At 26.3% G+C, this 14622-nt stretch carries 29 protein-coding genes; 18 read left to right on the top strand and 11 right to left on the bottom strand.

Annotated elements, in window-relative coordinates:
• Positions 1-7: 7 nt before the first annotated feature.
• The 5 genes from K324_RS0105260 to K324_RS0105240 form a co-directional block, all read right to left on the bottom strand.
• Entirely contained in the window at positions 8-793 is a 786-nt protein-coding gene (locus K324_RS0105260; RefSeq protein ID WP_026748227.1) for a hypothetical protein, read from the bottom strand.
• Position 794: 1 nt separating this feature from the next.
• Positions 795-1319: a helix-turn-helix domain-containing protein gene (locus K324_RS14355; RefSeq protein WP_036095191.1), complete on the bottom strand. Its 525-nt coding sequence runs from the start codon at positions 1317-1319 to the stop codon at positions 795-797.
• 179 nt (positions 1320-1498) lie between these two features.
• A complete protein-coding gene (locus tag K324_RS0105250) occupies positions 1499-1729 on the bottom strand; it encodes an HNH endonuclease (RefSeq protein WP_026748226.1) in 231 nt (76 codons plus the stop codon).
• Positions 1716-1976, bottom strand: coding sequence for a zinc finger CCHC domain-containing protein (locus K324_RS14350; RefSeq protein WP_036095190.1), 261 nt, complete (start codon positions 1974-1976; stop codon positions 1716-1718). The genes K324_RS0105250 and K324_RS14350 overlap by 14 nt, the downstream gene beginning before the upstream one ends.
• 13 nt (positions 1977-1989) lie before the next feature.
• Entirely contained in the window at positions 1990-2217 is a 228-nt protein-coding gene (locus K324_RS0105240) for a hypothetical protein (RefSeq protein ID WP_026748225.1), read from the bottom strand.
• Between the two features lie 85 nt (positions 2218-2302).
• Between K324_RS0105240 and K324_RS15730 the strand changes: the two genes are divergently transcribed.
• Positions 2303-2443 carry a YHYH domain-containing protein gene (locus K324_RS15730; RefSeq protein WP_156906968.1) on the top strand — a complete coding sequence of 47 codons (141 nt, stop codon included), beginning with the start codon at positions 2303-2305 and terminating at the stop codon, positions 2441-2443.
• A gap of 225 nt (positions 2444-2668) precedes the next feature.
• Here the strand turns inward: K324_RS15730 and K324_RS14345 are convergent, their stop codons facing one another.
• Genes K324_RS14345 through K324_RS14340 form a run of 3 tightly spaced genes read right to left on the bottom strand, consistent with a single transcriptional unit; the run spans position 2669 to position 4517 of the window.
• On the bottom strand, positions 2669-3001 hold the full coding sequence (locus K324_RS14345; RefSeq protein ID WP_051354398.1) for an ImmA/IrrE family metallo-endopeptidase: 333 nt from the start codon (positions 2999-3001) through the stop codon (positions 2669-2671).
• Positions 3002-3010: 9 nt separating this feature from the next.
• Positions 3011-3844 carry a DNA damage-inducible protein D gene (dinD, locus tag K324_RS0105225; protein WP_026748224.1) on the bottom strand — a complete coding sequence of 278 codons (834 nt, stop codon included), beginning with the start codon at positions 3842-3844 and terminating at the stop codon, positions 3011-3013.
• Between the two features lie 31 nt (positions 3845-3875).
• On the bottom strand, positions 3876-4517 hold the full coding sequence (locus tag K324_RS14340; RefSeq protein ID WP_051354397.1) for a helix-turn-helix domain-containing protein: 642 nt from the start codon (positions 4515-4517) through the stop codon (positions 3876-3878).
• A gap of 151 nt (positions 4518-4668) precedes the next feature.
• Between K324_RS14340 and K324_RS14335 the strand changes: the two genes are divergently transcribed.
• Positions 4669-4923, top strand: coding sequence for a helix-turn-helix domain-containing protein (locus K324_RS14335; protein WP_051354396.1), 255 nt, complete (start codon positions 4669-4671; stop codon positions 4921-4923).
• Positions 4902-5084 carry a hypothetical protein gene (locus K324_RS0105210; RefSeq protein WP_026748223.1) on the top strand — a complete coding sequence of 61 codons (183 nt, stop codon included), beginning with the start codon at positions 4902-4904 and terminating at the stop codon, positions 5082-5084. Before K324_RS14335 ends, K324_RS0105210 begins: the two co-directional genes overlap by 22 nt.
• Before the next feature lie 194 nt (positions 5085-5278).
• Here the strand turns inward: K324_RS0105210 and K324_RS0105200 are convergent, their stop codons facing one another.
• Both K324_RS0105200 and K324_RS0105195 read right to left on the bottom strand, forming a co-directional pair.
• Entirely contained in the window at positions 5279-5692 is a 414-nt protein-coding gene (locus K324_RS0105200; RefSeq protein ID WP_026748222.1) for a hypothetical protein, read from the bottom strand.
• A 290-nt stretch (positions 5693-5982) separates the two neighbouring features.
• Positions 5983-6414 (bottom strand): hypothetical protein, encoded by a 432-nt coding sequence (locus K324_RS0105195; RefSeq protein ID WP_026748221.1) that lies wholly within the window; start codon positions 6412-6414, stop codon positions 5983-5985.
• A gap of 459 nt (positions 6415-6873) precedes the next feature.
• Between K324_RS0105195 and K324_RS15725 the strand changes: the two genes are divergently transcribed.
• On the top strand, positions 6874-7041 hold the full coding sequence (locus tag K324_RS15725) for a hypothetical protein (RefSeq protein WP_156906967.1): 168 nt from the start codon (positions 6874-6876) through the stop codon (positions 7039-7041).
• On the opposite strand, the gene K324_RS14330 is transcribed toward K324_RS15725, so the two are convergent.
• Positions 7036-7353: a YjcQ family protein gene (locus tag K324_RS14330; protein WP_051354395.1), complete on the bottom strand. Its 318-nt coding sequence runs from the start codon at positions 7351-7353 to the stop codon at positions 7036-7038. The two genes, K324_RS15725 and K324_RS14330, sit on opposite strands and share 6 nt — an antisense overlap.
• A 167-nt stretch (positions 7354-7520) precedes the next feature.
• Between K324_RS14330 and K324_RS0105175 the strand changes: the two genes are divergently transcribed.
• The 14 genes from K324_RS0105175 to K324_RS15175 all read left to right on the top strand — a co-directional run bounded on the left by K324_RS0105175 (position 7521) and on the right by K324_RS15175 (position 14195).
• Positions 7521-7721 carry a hypothetical protein gene (locus K324_RS0105175; RefSeq protein ID WP_156906966.1) on the top strand — a complete coding sequence of 67 codons (201 nt, stop codon included), beginning with the start codon at positions 7521-7523 and terminating at the stop codon, positions 7719-7721.
• Positions 7722-7753: 32 nt separating this feature from the next.
• A complete protein-coding gene (locus K324_RS15185; protein ID WP_026748219.1) occupies positions 7754-8692 on the top strand; it encodes a DNA-methyltransferase in 939 nt (312 codons plus the stop codon).
• A 30-nt stretch (positions 8693-8722) separates the two neighbouring features.
• The gene (locus K324_RS0105165) at positions 8723-8911 is read left to right on the top strand and encodes a hypothetical protein (protein ID WP_026748218.1); all 189 of its coding nucleotides are present in this window, start codon (positions 8723-8725) and stop codon (positions 8909-8911) included.
• A gap of 26 nt (positions 8912-8937) precedes the next feature.
• Positions 8938-9162: a hypothetical protein gene (locus tag K324_RS0105160; RefSeq protein WP_026748217.1), complete on the top strand. Its 225-nt coding sequence runs from the start codon at positions 8938-8940 to the stop codon at positions 9160-9162.
• A 1-nt stretch (position 9163) separates the two neighbouring features.
• On the top strand, positions 9164-9322 hold the full coding sequence (locus tag K324_RS15720) for a hypothetical protein (protein ID WP_156906965.1): 159 nt from the start codon (positions 9164-9166) through the stop codon (positions 9320-9322).
• A complete protein-coding gene (locus tag K324_RS0105150) occupies positions 9313-9531 on the top strand; it encodes a hypothetical protein (RefSeq protein ID WP_026748216.1) in 219 nt (72 codons plus the stop codon). The genes K324_RS15720 and K324_RS0105150 overlap by 10 nt, the downstream gene beginning before the upstream one ends.
• A 16-nt stretch (positions 9532-9547) precedes the next feature.
• Positions 9548-9883, top strand: coding sequence for a hypothetical protein (locus K324_RS0105145; RefSeq protein WP_026748215.1), 336 nt, complete (start codon positions 9548-9550; stop codon positions 9881-9883).
• Between the two features lie 81 nt (positions 9884-9964).
• The gene (locus K324_RS0105140) at positions 9965-10144 is read left to right on the top strand and encodes a hypothetical protein (RefSeq protein WP_026748214.1); all 180 of its coding nucleotides are present in this window, start codon (positions 9965-9967) and stop codon (positions 10142-10144) included.
• Positions 10145-10165: 21 nt separating this feature from the next.
• Positions 10166-11245 (top strand): hypothetical protein, encoded by a 1080-nt coding sequence (locus tag K324_RS15180; protein WP_051354394.1) that lies wholly within the window; start codon positions 10166-10168, stop codon positions 11243-11245.
• On the top strand, positions 11245-11877 hold the full coding sequence (locus K324_RS0105130; RefSeq protein WP_026748213.1) for a hypothetical protein: 633 nt from the start codon (positions 11245-11247) through the stop codon (positions 11875-11877). Before K324_RS15180 ends, K324_RS0105130 begins: the two co-directional genes overlap by 1 nt.
• Position 11878: 1 nt before the next feature.
• Entirely contained in the window at positions 11879-12388 is a 510-nt protein-coding gene (locus K324_RS0105125) for a hypothetical protein (RefSeq protein WP_026748212.1), read from the top strand.
• A gap of 29 nt (positions 12389-12417) precedes the next feature.
• Entirely contained in the window at positions 12418-13326 is a 909-nt protein-coding gene (locus K324_RS0105120; protein ID WP_026748211.1) for a tyrosine-type recombinase/integrase, read from the top strand.
• A complete protein-coding gene (locus K324_RS0105115) occupies positions 13319-13558 on the top strand; it encodes a hypothetical protein (RefSeq protein WP_026748210.1) in 240 nt (79 codons plus the stop codon). The genes K324_RS0105120 and K324_RS0105115 overlap by 8 nt, the downstream gene beginning before the upstream one ends.
• Positions 13542-14195: a tyrosine-type recombinase/integrase gene (locus K324_RS15175; RefSeq protein ID WP_026748209.1), complete on the top strand. Its 654-nt coding sequence runs from the start codon at positions 13542-13544 to the stop codon at positions 14193-14195. The genes K324_RS0105115 and K324_RS15175 overlap by 17 nt, the downstream gene beginning before the upstream one ends.
• Positions 14196-14622 lie beyond the last annotated feature (427 nt).

The raw sequence follows: 14622 nt of genomic DNA, 5'->3' as shown, positions 1-14622 counted from the left end.
CTTTGAGTTAATATATTTCTAAAAGTCTAATTTCTCCAGTTAAATTTTCTCTAATTTCATCAATCGCTTTATTGATTAAAATATCTACATTTTTTGTTCCCATTAAATTATATAGCATTCTTTCATCTGCTAATTTATCTATATCGGCGTTATTAACAACAACCTCTTTTTCGTATGTTTCAAATATCTTTTCAGTTTTTTGAATAGCAATAGAATATGCTTCTAAATCTTTATCGCTTTCTGCAAACTCTTTCCAAATATTATTAAGTTCTCTCTTTTTATTTTCTACTGTTTTTATTTTTAGAGTTAGTCCTATATGATTTATATTTTCTCCCATTGAAATAAGATGTTTTGCATAATAAACAACACTTAGCATAAATGTCATACGTAAGTATTCAATGTTATTAATAGCCTTGATATATTTTCTTCTAACACTTGGTGTTTTTGCATTCCTTGCTGCTCTTAGCAAGTCTTCCATAATAACTAATGAATGTTCAATAATCTCATTTGAAATTTCATTCATAATTTCTTTTATTTCATGTTCGTCTTCCGCTCCCAATACCTGAAGTTTAATATCTTCATCTATTCTATTAATCATTTTGGTGTTTCCTTTGGCATTTCTACCAACACCCCACAATCTAGTTGAATATGCAGTTGGTGCTTTTGGCACATTGTTATCTTTTAATTTCATAAACTTAAATTCTGAAGCTACTCTCATTAAAATGCAAATTCTTTTTTGTTCTTTTGTAAATTGTGATAATGGAATATGTCCAACTAAATTGCTCAAATCCATCTTAATCCTCCTCTATTAAATATTCGTTTGTTAAAAGATTTTCTAATTTCTCTTTATTTTTTTCAAAATTTTTTATTGTTGTTTTTAATGGACGTTTTAATTTTTTTGAAATAATTTCATTTAATGGTTCTAATGCTGTTTCTAAAATAATCATATTTTCTTCTATTACTTTGTTAATTTCTATCAAAGAACGTTGTATAACAGCTATTTTAGAAAATGGGTTTTTTTCCATTCTCATTAATTCATAAGTTTCTATTATTTCTTGTTCCATCTCTTTTAATTCTTGTTTTGTATATTTTTTTTCTTGTGTTGATTTAGCATCTGTTTTTAATTTTTTCTTATTTTTCTTTCTTTCTTTTTTTTCTAAAAAATTATTTATTTTTAATTCTAAAATTTTTGAAGGAATTTTTTTATTCGTTTCAATATTTGAAAGATAAGGAATTGAAACTCCTATATCTTTTGCCATTTCCTTTTGCTTAATTCCTAATTCAGTTCTTTTTTTCTTAATTAATTCTCCATAATTCATATAAAACACCTCTCTATATTGATATTATAAAAAATTAAACTAAGTTTGTCAACTTTTATAAGAAAAGTTTATAAATATTATTTTTAAAGACTTTTTACATATTTTAAACTTAAACTAAAATTATACTAAAATTAAACTTTATATTTTTTTATATTTTGCTGTTAAATTTCAATAAATCTTTAAAAACGTCCAATATCAATTTTTAATTTTTTAGAATGATACAATCTATGGCATTCTGGACACAAAGTTATGATATTATTAATATTTGCTTCTCCAGCTTCACTATAATATATAATATGATGTCCATGATTAGAGTTACAACATTTTAAGCAAAAAAAACACATATATGCATCTAATTTTTTCCCATTTTTTTGTACTTTTATATGAGAATAATTCCTATTTTTTTTCATTTTTATTTTCCAATCTTAATGCTTCTTTTATTTTATTTGGTAATTCGTTTGCATCCCCTCTTGCAAAAGTTCCTCTAGATTTAGGAGCAACTTTACTTTTGGCTGTTATTATTTCACTTAAGAGTTTATCACTTTCAGATGTAGTTAAACTATCAATTTTAAACCATACCGCTTGATTTCTTTCATTAGATTTATTAGGGCAACTTCTTGAATTATGTCCTTTTTTACCACAAATTGAGCAGCTCATATAATCATCTCCTCTAAAATGTTCCAACTTCAACTGAAGATTCATCAGAAGTTTTTACTTTTATAGTTTTATTTCCAAAAGTAATTAAAATTGAATTATCATTAAGTCTAGGAAGTCCATCTTCATCTATATGAAAATTATATATTTGAACTTCTCCATTCTTCTTTTTTATAACAATACTTTGTTCATAAACATTTAAGACAGTATCTCCTTTTTGTAATATTTCAAATTTTATTTCCATAAAAAATCACACTCCATTCTAAATTTTTAATTTTGTAAAAGTATATGGTTAATTTAGTTTCATCAATTATTCTAGGAGGAACAAGATGAAACGAAAAGCTATTTTAATTTTAATGGCAACTTTCCTATTATCTATTGTGAGTTTTCCACATAAGGGAAGAACAAACAGTAAGGGATGCCATATGAACAGAAAAACTGGAGAATATCATTGTCATAAGAAAAAATAATATTCTTCAAAAAATCTAAACTTAAATATTAAAAGGGTTATCTTAAAACATTTAGGATAACTCTTTTTAGACTTAAATTTTTAATTGCAATTACGTTTAAATATTTATTTATAAATTTAAATTATACTAAACTTAAACTACATTATAAATATTTTTCTAATTCTTTTAATAACTTCCTATCTAACTCTGTTAAATTAAGTTTATAAATATCCTTGTTGTTAAATATTAAAGTTGCGGCAAATTCATTTGCTTCTTGTTCAATTTGGCTTGTTTCGGACAGAAGTTTTTCAGTTTCGTAAATATAGATACAGCTTCATTGAATGATTGCTGTCCGTGTCCTAGTTCGTGGCTACATACTATTCGTTTGGATAAGTAGGGAAGTTTGATGTTGATGAAAATTGTTTTTTCATTTCCAATACAGGTGTATAAGCCTAGCCAAGATGAAAAATCGGAATAGATAATTTTTATTCCTTGATGTTCTGCAATTTTAAAAGGATTATCAGTTCCATATTTTTTAATTAAAATTTTTGCCAACTTTTTAAAATTTGTTTTATGCATAAATTCACTTTATCTCTTCTTGTTTGGTTTTTTCAAAAGTTTCTTTTCTTTTTGAATTTCTTTTATACTTTTTTTAGGTGTTGGAAGTTCTTCAGGTTTTGTCCCGCTAATTTCAATCATAACTTCTCTTACTTTTTTTCCTATATTGAAATGAGTATTATTTGCTATTTCTTCTCCTTGAATATCTCCTTTTTTCAATCTTTCTTCTGTCTGAGTTATTCTAAAATAATTAGCTGCCAATTCTGTTGAACCCATATGATCAAGGATATGTTCTTTTTCTTTTAAATTTTTTCTTTTTTTTATATCTCCGGCTGTTTCTCCATTGTACAATCCTTGATAACCAGAATTCTGGAATTTTGCAAAATTCTGAACGCCGACATTTTGAGCTTCAAATGCCAATTTTTTATTAAAGTCCCTTACATCTTCTCTTAGTTTTAATCTTCTGTCATCTTCTGAAAGTTCTTTAAAATCAGTTTCAGCAATTTCTTGTTTTCTTGTTTGAAATGCAAAATATTGTTGTCCTAATGCAATGGCTTTTTTTCTTGGATCTGCATTTTGTACAATAATATAACAAGCGTATCTAGTTAATTTCATATCATTTATAGTTTTTGTCGCATTTTTAGGCATTTGGATCGTTTTGCCGACGTCGGCAATATGTTCGGAATCAATAATTCCAGTACTTTTCATCGATTCTTTTGCCTTATTGATAACTTTAATAAAATTCCCCCACTTTGAATATTCGATAACTTGCATCAACTCTCTTGCATACCAAAATTCAACACCATTTTCATCAATATGTTTTATTTCTTCAAACATTTTTTCAGTATATATTTTTACATTCATACTTAAAATAATCCCCCTATCAATTAAATAATTATTTCTTATTCTCTCTCTGCTTTATTAATATGTCTATTACAGCACGTTTGAATACGGCCATATCATGTTCATCATCAACATCATTGAAAAATAGTTGCTTATTTACTCCAGTAACTTTTTCAAATTCTGCAAGTTCTTCTGGAGTTAAGACTGATGTGTCTACAAAATATGGATCAACTTCTTTTTTTATAGCATCACGTTCCATTGGAACATCATATCCCATTAACCAAACTTCATTTACATCTAATATATTTGCAAATTCTGTAATTCTATTTCTATTTGGTTCATATCTTCCAGATATATATTCGCTAATGGTAGAAGTGTTAATACCTGATATTTCAGAAAGCTTAGTTTGAGACATATTTTTCCGTTTTAGAGCGGCTTTAAGTCGCACTCCAAAATCTATTATATTTTCACTTTCTTTGTATCCCATTAAATATTCGGGAGATACTTTTAAAACTTTTGCAAATTCTTTTAATTTAGAAAGTGTTAAATCAACTTTTCCTTTTTCAATTTTGGTAATAGAGGAACGATCTGAATATCCAGTTAATTTTGATAATTCTTCTTGAGTTATTTTTAATTCAATTCTTCTATTTTTTATTTTTTCTCCCAGATTTGATAATAAATTATTTTTTTTCATTTTCTTTCTCCCTTGAATATATTGTTATTATACCCTTAAAGTGAAAAAAAAGCAACTTTTCTTTTAAAATTTTTAAATTAATGTTGACAATTATTCACTAATGTGGTATAACTTGATTGTGAATATAATTCAACGAAAGTGAGGTGGATTTGTGAATTTAAAAAAAATAATAAAAGAGAAAGGATTAAAAACAGGATATTTAGCAGAAAAATTACACCTAAGTTATACATCATTAAAAAAGAAAATTCGTGGAGAAGTTGAATTTAAGACTACTGAAATAGCTTTACTAAAAGAAGAGTTAGGATTGACAAATGAAGAGATAAGTTCAATTTTTTTTGAAAAAATAGTGAATATAATTCACTTAAATAAGAAGGGAGTGAGAGGATGGGAGAAGAAAATGAAGTAAAATCAAAAACTGCTCAAGAAATGTTTGCAATAGCAATTAAAATATTTGATGAATTGAAAAAAAATAATTGCGTACCTAGACAATCTTATGTGGTTTTAAGACATTGTTTGGAATTAACAGAGTTAATTATAAAAGAAGAAGGGGATTCCCTCCCTCTTTAAAAATACTAAGCACCAATAAAAAGTGCATAATATTTAATATTTATTTTTTGTAAATAAATTAGTGGAAGGAATAGTATGAAAAAATATTATAAGATTTTAGATTTTATTTTTCGTTTATTAGTGTCAATAATCGGAGCTTATTGTGGAATTAAATATTATGCAGTTATTGATAAATTTATAACTAATATTATTAATTATTTTAAATATCTGTTATAAAGAAAACTTGTCAATAAAGCTACTAATATAGGAAATAAAAATGAATTTAAGAACCATATTATTATTTTTTGGGTAGTATCTATTCGTTTATTTCTTGTTTCTCTAATGATGTCTTGAATAAATGAATTACCTAACTGTGTCAAAGAATAAATGTCAAGTTTTCTTATTTGTGTTCGATTATTTTCATTTTTATAAATTTCTGATTTATTTAGGATATAACTAGTATTTGGTATAGGCATTTTAAATTTTGGATGACGTTCAGCTTCTGATAATTTTCCAAGCCTGTAAGATGTGGAGTACTTTTCTTCAGGAAACTTTTCAAGAATTTTATCAAGATGAATTTCACCGTATTTATAAATAAACTTTAAAATTTCTATATCTATTTCATTCATGAATAACCTCCTTTCTGTTGTGGCTTGTTTGGCGATAATATTATAACACAAAAGAGGTTGATTTTTAAAAAAGAAGGAAGTGAGAGGATGGGAGAAATGAAAGATAAAATTATAAGGAAAGGGGAATTAATATGAAATGTAATAATATGTATATTTATGCTGGAATAGCATTTGGAAGTATATTAAATTTAATCTTATTTCCAATTATTACATCTTTAAATGGCAAAAAAATAAATGGCGACTTACTTTATGCCATTTATCTGTTACTAGCTTTTTGGTTTTTTGTGTGTTTAGGCAGGGCTTATTCTAACTAAATCACCAATTTTAATGAATAAAGATTTTTCTAAATTAAAAGAAATATCAGTACTTTTATGAGAAATTTTTAAGGGAGAAATAACTTCGACTTCCTCTGGAATATTATTAAGAAGTGGAAGAGTTTTTGAAAATTGTTCTAGCAATTTGCTTTGTGGATTTTTATAAATTTTTTTTAGAAAGAAATCATTATTAGTCCACAAAGAAACTTTTTGAGAAATCATTTTAGGTTTTATTGTAGCTTTAATAATGTCCAATGTACCATAAAAAGTTTTATCATCCCTAATTTCTGGACCTTTTTCATATATTTCTAGTAGAGTATCATATTTGATACCATCATCAGAACCTAGATTTATAATAATATTATATTCGTCAATAATTTTGACTATTTTACCTTGAATATTTTTCATTTTTACCTCCTGGATATGTTTTAATATGTTCAGTACCTTTTATAGATAATATTTCAAGCATTGATAATTTTTGAGTCAAATTATTTTTATCCTCTTTGAGATCCGAAATTTTTTCTTTCAGATTTTTTATATCATCTGATAATGATTTTATTTCATTATTTAATTTATCTTTTTCATTATTGAAATGTTCTTTTTCAGTTAAAAGCTCCTTTTCATAATGTTCTTTTAAATCTTTAACTGAAGGGGTATAAAATATTTTGTAATAAAGAAATAAAAAACCTAAAGATAAAATAAATGCAAGGAAAAAAATAATAGGATTATTTATCAGATACTTAAAGATTTCATGTATTGTGGCATCTATAAAACATCACCTTCTTTCTTTTGCTATAATTGTTTTATTATAACATAAAAGAAAGTTAGTGTGAATATGAGTACAAGGAAAGGAGAAGGAAGCCAAAAATGAAGTTAAATGTAAAAGAACATTTAAAACAAACTAAAGATATTTCAACTAGATTAGTTGACATAATTGAGGAAGAATTTCCAGAATTTTTTGAAGAAGATATTGAATTTTTAATTCGATTTTTGGAAACGGAATTAAAAATGCTTTTCAAATTTAAAAGATTATAAACTAGGTATCCATCCTTTAATTTCTTTAAGTAGTTTATAGGCTTTTTTCATAGAAGAATTATTTTCTAAATAGTCTAAGCCTTTTAAAGTTAATCTAATGTTATGAAATGTTACTTCATCATTAAAATTTAAGGGAATTAAAATACCTGTAATATATCCGTTTAGTTTAAGTTGTTCTAATAATAAAACTAAACGACGCCTTGAAATGTTTAGTTTACTCAAATCAAGAGTGTTAGAAAAATCAAAATTATCATTTTCAAAAGCTACATCAATAGCTTTTAGTATTTGAAAAATAGTTGTATCTAAAGACACGAGGAATACCTCCTTTCTGTAAAGATTTATTTGGTGATAATATCATAACACAAAAGAGGTTAATATGAATACCAAAGGGAGATAATAACCAGATGTCAGAATTTCATAATAAAAAACTAAAAAAATTTCAATTTAAGTATAAAAATATAAAGAAGGAGAATAGAGTTATGAAAATAATAGAAAAAATAAACACAATTAGAAATGCTTTTCAAACAGGTAGTTGGTGGAAATTCGGAAATCCATATGAAATATTAGATGATATTTCAAAAGATGTTATAGAACTTGAAAAAGAAAACTCAGCTTTAAAGGCAAAATTAGAAGTTTATGAATCTATTCAAAAAGATGTGAAAGTTAATGACAAAAAGTAAAATAAGCGGAGGGAAAACTAGAAAACAAGATGATTAAGATAATCAAAGGAGATGCGTTAGAAAATATAAAATTATTAGAAAATGAAAGTGTGGATTGTATAATGACATCTCCGCCATATTGGCAACTTCGGGATTATGGAGTTGATGGACAGATAGGATTAGAGAATACTGTAGAAGAATTTCTTGAAAAATTAACGAATGTTTTTAATGAATGCTGGAGAGTATTGAAAAATACAGGAACATTGTTTATAAATTTAGGAGACACTTATTCAAATATTAATTCAAAATTTGTAAATGGAAGTAATAATAAGAATTGTAACGTGGATAAACAAATAGTAAAAAAAAGAAATGCAGATGTAAGAAAAAAATCAAAAATAATGATTCCTGAAAGATTTGCAATAAATATGATTGAAAATGGCTGGATTTTGAGGAATGAAATAATATGGCATAAGCCTAATATAGTTCCAGAATCAGTTAGTGATAGATTTACAAATGATTTTGAAAAAATATTTTTCTTTACAAAAAATGAGAGATATTATTTTGAAAAGCAATACGAGCCTTATTCAGACAAGACTATAAGTGGTTTTAAAAATGGAATAATGCCTACTGGGAAAAAGAAATTTTTGGGAGCAGGAGAAAGCAGAACTGGAATGAGGGAAATAAATAAACCTTGGAAAGCAGTTTACAATGAAAAGGGAAGAAATATGAGAACTGTATGGAAAATTGCTGCAAAAGGTATAAAAGAAAATCATTTTGCAACGTTCCCAGAAGAATTGGTAAAAAGATGTATATTAAGTGGCTGTCCAGAAAATGGAGTTGTATTAGATCCTTTTCTTGGTTCAGGAACAACTTTAAAAGTAGCAAAACAGTTGAATCGGAGCGGAATTGGAATTGAATTGAACAAGGAATATGCTGAGATGGCAAAAAATCGAATAGGTGATGATTTGTTTAATAAAGTTGAGATAGTTTAAAAATAAATTGGAAAGGAATGATTATAAAAAATGAAAAAACAAAAAGATTTTTATAAAGTTAATGATGTAAAAGAGATTTTGTCTGTCAGTGCAAATACAGCATATAAAATTATAAGAGAGTTGAACAAGGAATTAAAAGATAAAAATTTTTTTGTTCAACAAGGAAGAGTCAATGCAAAGTATTTTAGAGAAAGATATAAGCTGATAGATATGCAATAATAAAATAAAAATTGGAGGTAATTAAAATGTACAAATTTGAAACTTTGGAATGGAAAAGTAAAGTAAATAATAAAAATAAAAAACAGAAAGGATGGTTTAATTTGAAACATATAGGTGTGATTGCTTTTATAGTCGCTATTGTAGTTAATAATATGGAAATTTATGAATCTAATATTTTTGTAAAGGGTGGAGTAAATATGATTTACATAGTTATATTAATTGTTCTTATGTGCAGATGGAAAGGTGAATAAAGTGAGAACAAAAGAAGAAATTGGAATTGAAATTACAAAGTTGAATGTAAGACTTTATAAGCATTTAAGAATTTCAGGATGGGATTCTGAAGCAGAAAAAATGAATGAAAAAGTAAAAATATTAAAATGGGTATTAGGAGGAAACAGAAAGTGGAATTAAGAGAATTTAATGAAGTTTTTAGAGGGTTTATTGTTTATTATGGAATTAAAGAAATGACACCTGAAAAAATGAGTCTTTATTATCTTGGATTGAAGGATTTAAGTATGGTTCAATTGAATACAGTTTTTTTCAAAATGATTAAAACTAGAACAGAAAAAAGTTTTCCATTAATAGCTGAAATAAGAAAGATGATATTGGAAGAAGATTAATTGCGGGAGGATAAAAATGTATATAAATTTGTATAAAAATTATTACATAAAAAGTTTACCGAGATGTTTTGCGATTGGATATGAACAAAAAAATAAGGAAGGAGAATTACAATTTGTAGCCAAATGGTACTTTACAGCTCTTAGGAGCGGGCTGAGAGCTTGGATTGATGAAAAACTAATATTGTGTAAGGCTAAGAGCTTTAAAGAACTTAGAAACGATGTACGAGCTTTAAATGATGAAATGGATATAATAATCAAAAAAATTAATGAAGGTATTTCAGATGATAAAAATAAATTTAAAGAAACAATAGAAATACTGAATGGATTTGATGATGATGAAGATATGGAATAAAAAATGCCAGTGAAAAGGACACTGACATACAAATTTTCTATATTCTTTAACCTACAACTATTATATCACAAGTAGGGAAAAATGAAAAGGAAAAAATTAATTTTAGAATATGGAAAAGTTTCTGTAACATATACGGGTATTAAAAATTTTGAAATAAAATACCCGTATATTGTCATAGACAACGAAAAAATAAGTTTACTGGATGTACAGTTTGTGAAATACAAAGAGTATATTGCTTGGAGAAATAGAAAAAAGAAATAGAATTAAAAAGGGAGAATAACTATGGCTAAATTTAGACAAATCAGGACAAGTTTTTGGAAAGATGCGTATATACAAGATGAAATGACGGCAGAAGATAAATTTTTTTATCTTTATTTGATGACTAATGATCAGACTTCTCAGATTGGAATATATGAGATTACTAAAAAGAAAATGTCTTTCGATTTAGGATATTCAATGGAAAGTATTAATGCTTTGGTGACTAGGTTTGAAACATATCATAAATTGATTAAATATGATAGTGAAACAAGAGAAATAATACTATTAGATTGGGCAAAAGATAACTTAAATAGAGGTGGAAAACCTTTCATTGATTTAATTATAAGTGAACTAAAAAATGTTAAGCAAAAGAAATTTTTGGAAATTATTTCTCAGCAATGTCAAAATGAGAATATAAAAAAAATAATAGTAACTTATATTAATAAAAATTCGGATAAAAAAGAAATCACATCAAAAAATGATAATGCAACTAATGAAAACGATACGTCTAACGATACGTGTACCAAGCCGAGCAACGACAAGTTAGACGATGAATATATCGAACTGTCAAGCGATACGGATAACGGCACGAAAGAAAATGAGGAAAGAAAAAAAGAAGATGAAAGAAACGAAAATACTGATAAATCCTCTAAAAATAATACTTTTTGCGATACGTCAGACGATATGCTAGACGATACGTATAACGAAAAGGGGGCAATAAATAATAAAGATAATAATAAATATAATTATAATTATAATAATAATTATAATAAAAAGAAAATATTAAAAGAAAAAAGTAATTTCTCTTTTCCGTTTTGTAGTGAAAATTTTTTAGAAGTTTTTAACGAATATAAAAAAACTCGTAAGAAAAAAATGACAGATTATGCTATAAAGCTATTTATGGACAAATTAGTAAAATTATCTAATAACGATGAAGACAAGGCTATAAAAATTATCCAGCAAAGTATTGAAAATGGCTGGGTAGGTATTTTTGAGTTAAAAGAAAATGGCAATAAAAATAAATCATACAAACAACCGCAACAAAATGAAGATGATTTTAAAGTCAGTGCTGAATCATTAAAAGAAGTATTTGGAGGGTTATAATGACAATAGATGAATTTAATAAAGGATTTAAACTTTTACTCGGCTATTATCCTAATACAAAAGCAAATAAAGAACTGACTAATTTATATTTTGCTGGACTTGCAGAATTAACAGCCGAAGAATTTAATTATGCGATTGGAAAAATTGTAAAGGAATATGAATCAGATTTTATTCCTAAAGTTCCGACTATTTTGAAATACGCACAAAAAGGAAATTTAGAAAATCAATTAATTTTAGCCAAAAAAATGTTGCAAACTGCTATCAGACGAAATGGAAGCAGTGGAATGATTGCTTTTGAAGATAAAGGGATTCATGCCGTGATTGACTCAGTGGGATGGAGAAGATTATGTATGATGTCTGTGGAAGAATCAGATAATTTTTTTAACTGGCAATTTGAGGGGATATACAAGAATTTTATGCTAAATCCCTATGAAACAGTAGAATATTATTCAGGAACTAATAGAATTTTTGGACAGACAAAGCCAAAGTTGATAACTTATAAAAGTATTGGGGTAAATAATCAAAATTTAAAATTTATTCCACTTGAATACAATTGCATGAAAAATCAACAAATAGGCTTGAATACTGATATGAAAGAGATAAAAAATAAAATGTTATTAGGAGAAAAATAAAATGAAAATAAGTAATTTAACCGTAGATGAGATAAATTTCTTAAAAAAGTTAAAACATGAATTGAATACACAAAGTAGCAGAATGACAGCCAATCCTCGTATATATCAAATTAGAAGTGAAAAATTTCAAACAAATCCTAATGGAGAAGGGGAATATTTTGAAGCAGTATTTGAAGGCGATTCGTTAGGAATTTTTGAAAATACATCGGAAGGTGTGGAAGAAGTGAAGGCTATTTTGAGGGAAATTACTGATGATGAGAATGTTTTGGAAGAAATTGACAATATTTGTCTGGAAGATCTGGATAGGGAATGGATGTATTTTCATTGTTACATTGGCGATTTTAAATATATTCTCGATAATGCTTTTTTAACAGAAAAAGCGTGTAGACAGCATATAGAAGCTAATAAACATCATTATAGAAATCCAACAGATTATTTAAATTATGCTTTTAGAAATCCAGAAATGGAAAAATTACTGGTAATACTATCAAAAATTGAAATTGAAGAATAAACTGAAAAAAAGAGGGGCGGGAATTACTGTTGATTGAATTACAATATGAATTTACAGAATATTTGCGTAAGAAATATCATAGTGAAAATACAATAAAAACGTATGTTACAAATGTAAAAAAATTTCTAAGCGATATGAAAATAAAAAATGTAGATGATTTAAATAGTCAAACAATGTCCAAATACAAACAAAATTTGGAAAATTCCAAAAATAAGGGACAGACAATTAACACTAAATTTGAATCAATAAGAAGTTTTTTGAAGTTTTTGTACTATGAGAAAAATATTACTGCACCAGTTGTTGAGGTAAAAAATGCTAGAATTAAAATACATTTACCTGAAATCAAGATAAGGATTTATGATCGATTTTATAAAAAAGAGTTGTCAATTCATGAAATAAAAAGAATTTTACGAGTTATTGATAAACAGGAAAATAAATTTTATAAATTCCGAAACACTATTTTGATTCAATTACTAGCAAGTACAGGATTGAGAATATCAGAAGCATTGCAATTAAATATTGATGATGTTATTTCTGGAAAGGTGGAAGTAGTTGGGAAGAGAAGCAAAATTAGGACAGTTCTGATTCCAGCAACCATAGTTAAAATTTGTCGGGAATTTCGGAAATACAGAAAACAGTTATATTTAACAAATGAGAAATTATTTATTACATTGCAAGATAAAACTGTACAGAAAAGGGCATTATCCTCTGTGTTTGAAAAGGTTGGAATAGCTGCAAGGATAAAAAAGAGCAAGCTATTTTTACATAATTTAAGACATTTTTATACAATCGACTGCATAAAAAATGGTATTGATTTAAATACAATAGCACAAAATCTGGGAATTGAAAATATGGAAACATTAAAAATATATCAATCAAGAGATTTGAAAGCAATGCAGGAACAAATAAACAGAAAGGGGAGAAGGTTACTTGTCTAGGGAAAGAAAAATTACTTGTCCAAAATGCGGAGCTGTTTTAGCTATAGAAAAACAAAAGGATAGAAAAATTATACACATAAAAGGCAGTAAATCAGAAATTTATGCAGATGGTGAAGGTATTTGTATAGTATGCAATAGTAAACGGAGAGATAACAGGCACAGAGAAATATGTGGGCAAAAGGTAGTTATAAAACTGAGAAAAGAGGATATTATAGATGGAAATTGTAAATAATTATAACATAACAAACAATTATCAATCTGGAGTAACAATAATAAATAAAAAAAACTATTATGTAGAACATGAAATAAAATATTTAACAATACAGGAATATTTTGAATTAGAAAAAATGATACATAATGATTTTCACAAAATGTTAGTCAGATTTTTGTTTGAAACAGCAGCAAGAATAAGTGAGGCGTTATCATTTGATATAAGAGATATTGATTTGAAATACAATAAGGTTAAACTTGTAAATTCAAAACAAAGAAAAGCAGCGAAAAGAGAATGTATCATAAGTAACGAATTAATGAATATGATGCTCGTACACATCAATAAATATAAACTGGACAAAAAAGATAAGCTCTTTACAAGAGTAACAGCAAAAGGTAAAAAAATATATCAAAGATATGGAGCATACGATATGATAAAAAAATACGGGTTGAACATACTTGGATATGATTGGGTTAAACCACATACCTTTAGACATACTAGGGCCGTTCATTTACTTAGTGAGAATGTGGATATTATAAAAGTACAAAAGTTTTTAGGACATAAGAGTCTGAAAAATACTTTAATTTATTTGCAGTATGTAAATAGGGATATTGATAAAAGTATATTAGAGGCAAATTCAAGTATAGGTATTCATTGATAAACTTTTTTTAGAAAAAGGTAATATTTGAAAAATAAAGTGTGAAATGTAGACTATTGAAACTATTATAAATTATGGCTTTGATAGTCTTTTTTAGTAGTTGCATATATAGTATTATATTATGTGTAATTGTTAAGTTTAGGGATTTTTATAAAAAATATAAACAAAAAAGAGAGTTTTGAAACTTGTTATAAAAAAATTGTATCTCAAAGGAAGTTCTAGAGTGCTTTTATAACAAATGGACAAAGAAAAAAATAAGTTTTATAAACAAATGTACGGATTATTTGCAAGAATCATTAGAATTAGAAATTCTGGTTAATGATGTAGTGAAAAAGTAAAAATACTACGAGGTATATAAACAAAAACTCAAAATAATAATAAACTTGAAACAAAAAACTTCGAGCAATATGTTTACCCCCTATTTTTG

Source organism: Leptotrichia trevisanii DSM 22070 (assembly GCF_000482505.1).
Lineage (GTDB): Bacteria > Fusobacteriota > Fusobacteriia > Fusobacteriales > Leptotrichiaceae > Leptotrichia > Leptotrichia trevisanii.
Note: the sequence above shows the minus strand (reverse complement) of the source record. Positions and strands in the feature narration are given on the sequence as shown.

Bases quoted from the DNA above. Each gene is read 5' to 3' on its own strand.
- K324_RS0105200 (WP_026748222.1), bottom strand. From the start codon at position 5,692: ATGAATGAAATAGATATAGAAATTTTAAAGTTTATTTATAAATACGGT.
- K324_RS15725 (WP_156906967.1), top strand. From the start codon at position 6,874: ATGAAGTTAAATGTAAAAGAACATTTAAAACAAACTAAAGATATTTCA.
- K324_RS0105165 (WP_026748218.1), top strand. From the start codon at position 8,723: ATGAAAAAACAAAAAGATTTTTATAAAGTTAATGATGTAAAAGAGATT.
- K324_RS15180 (WP_051354394.1), top strand. From the start codon at position 10,166: ATGGCTAAATTTAGACAAATCAGGACAAGTTTTTGGAAAGATGCGTAT.
- K324_RS0105240 (WP_026748225.1), bottom strand. From the start codon at position 2,217: ATGGAAATAAAATTTGAAATATTACAAAAAGGAGATACTGTCTTAAAT.
- K324_RS0105175 (WP_156906966.1), top strand. From the start codon at position 7,521: ATGAAAATAATAGAAAAAATAAACACAATTAGAAATGCTTTTCAAACA.
- K324_RS0105125 (WP_026748212.1), top strand. From the start codon at position 11,879: ATGAAAATAAGTAATTTAACCGTAGATGAGATAAATTTCTTAAAAAAG.
- K324_RS0105250 (WP_026748226.1), bottom strand. From the start codon at position 1,729: ATGAAAAAAAATAGGAATTATTCTCATATAAAAGTACAAAAAAATGGG.
- K324_RS14355 (WP_036095191.1), bottom strand. From the start codon at position 1,319: ATGAATTATGGAGAATTAATTAAGAAAAAAAGAACTGAATTAGGAATT.
- K324_RS0105145 (WP_026748215.1), top strand. From the start codon at position 9,548: ATGTATATAAATTTGTATAAAAATTATTACATAAAAAGTTTACCGAGA.
- K324_RS15175 (WP_026748209.1), top strand. From the start codon at position 13,542: ATGGAAATTGTAAATAATTATAACATAACAAACAATTATCAATCTGGA.
- K324_RS15730 (WP_156906968.1), top strand. From the start codon at position 2,303: ATGAAACGAAAAGCTATTTTAATTTTAATGGCAACTTTCCTATTATCT.
- K324_RS0105160 (WP_026748217.1), top strand. From the start codon at position 8,938: ATGTACAAATTTGAAACTTTGGAATGGAAAAGTAAAGTAAATAATAAA.
- K324_RS14340 (WP_051354397.1), bottom strand. From the start codon at position 4,517: ATGAAAAAAAATAATTTATTATCAAATCTGGGAGAAAAAATAAAAAAT.
- K324_RS0105195 (WP_026748221.1), bottom strand. From the start codon at position 6,414: ATGAAAAATATTCAAGGTAAAATAGTCAAAATTATTGACGAATATAAT.
- K324_RS0105210 (WP_026748223.1), top strand. From the start codon at position 4,902: ATGGGAGAAGAAAATGAAGTAAAATCAAAAACTGCTCAAGAAATGTTT.
- dinD (WP_026748224.1), bottom strand. From the start codon at position 3,844: ATGAATGTAAAAATATATACTGAAAAAATGTTTGAAGAAATAAAACAT.
- K324_RS14350 (WP_036095190.1), bottom strand. From the start codon at position 1,976: ATGAGCTGCTCAATTTGTGGTAAAAAAGGACATAATTCAAGAAGTTGC.
- K324_RS0105130 (WP_026748213.1), top strand. From the start codon at position 11,245: ATGACAATAGATGAATTTAATAAAGGATTTAAACTTTTACTCGGCTAT.
- K324_RS0105140 (WP_026748214.1), top strand. From the start codon at position 9,965: ATGAAAAGGAAAAAATTAATTTTAGAATATGGAAAAGTTTCTGTAACA.
- K324_RS0105260 (WP_026748227.1), bottom strand. From the start codon at position 793: ATGGATTTGAGCAATTTAGTTGGACATATTCCATTATCACAATTTACA.
- K324_RS14345 (WP_051354398.1), bottom strand. From the start codon at position 3,001: ATGCATAAAACAAATTTTAAAAAGTTGGCAAAAATTTTAATTAAAAAA.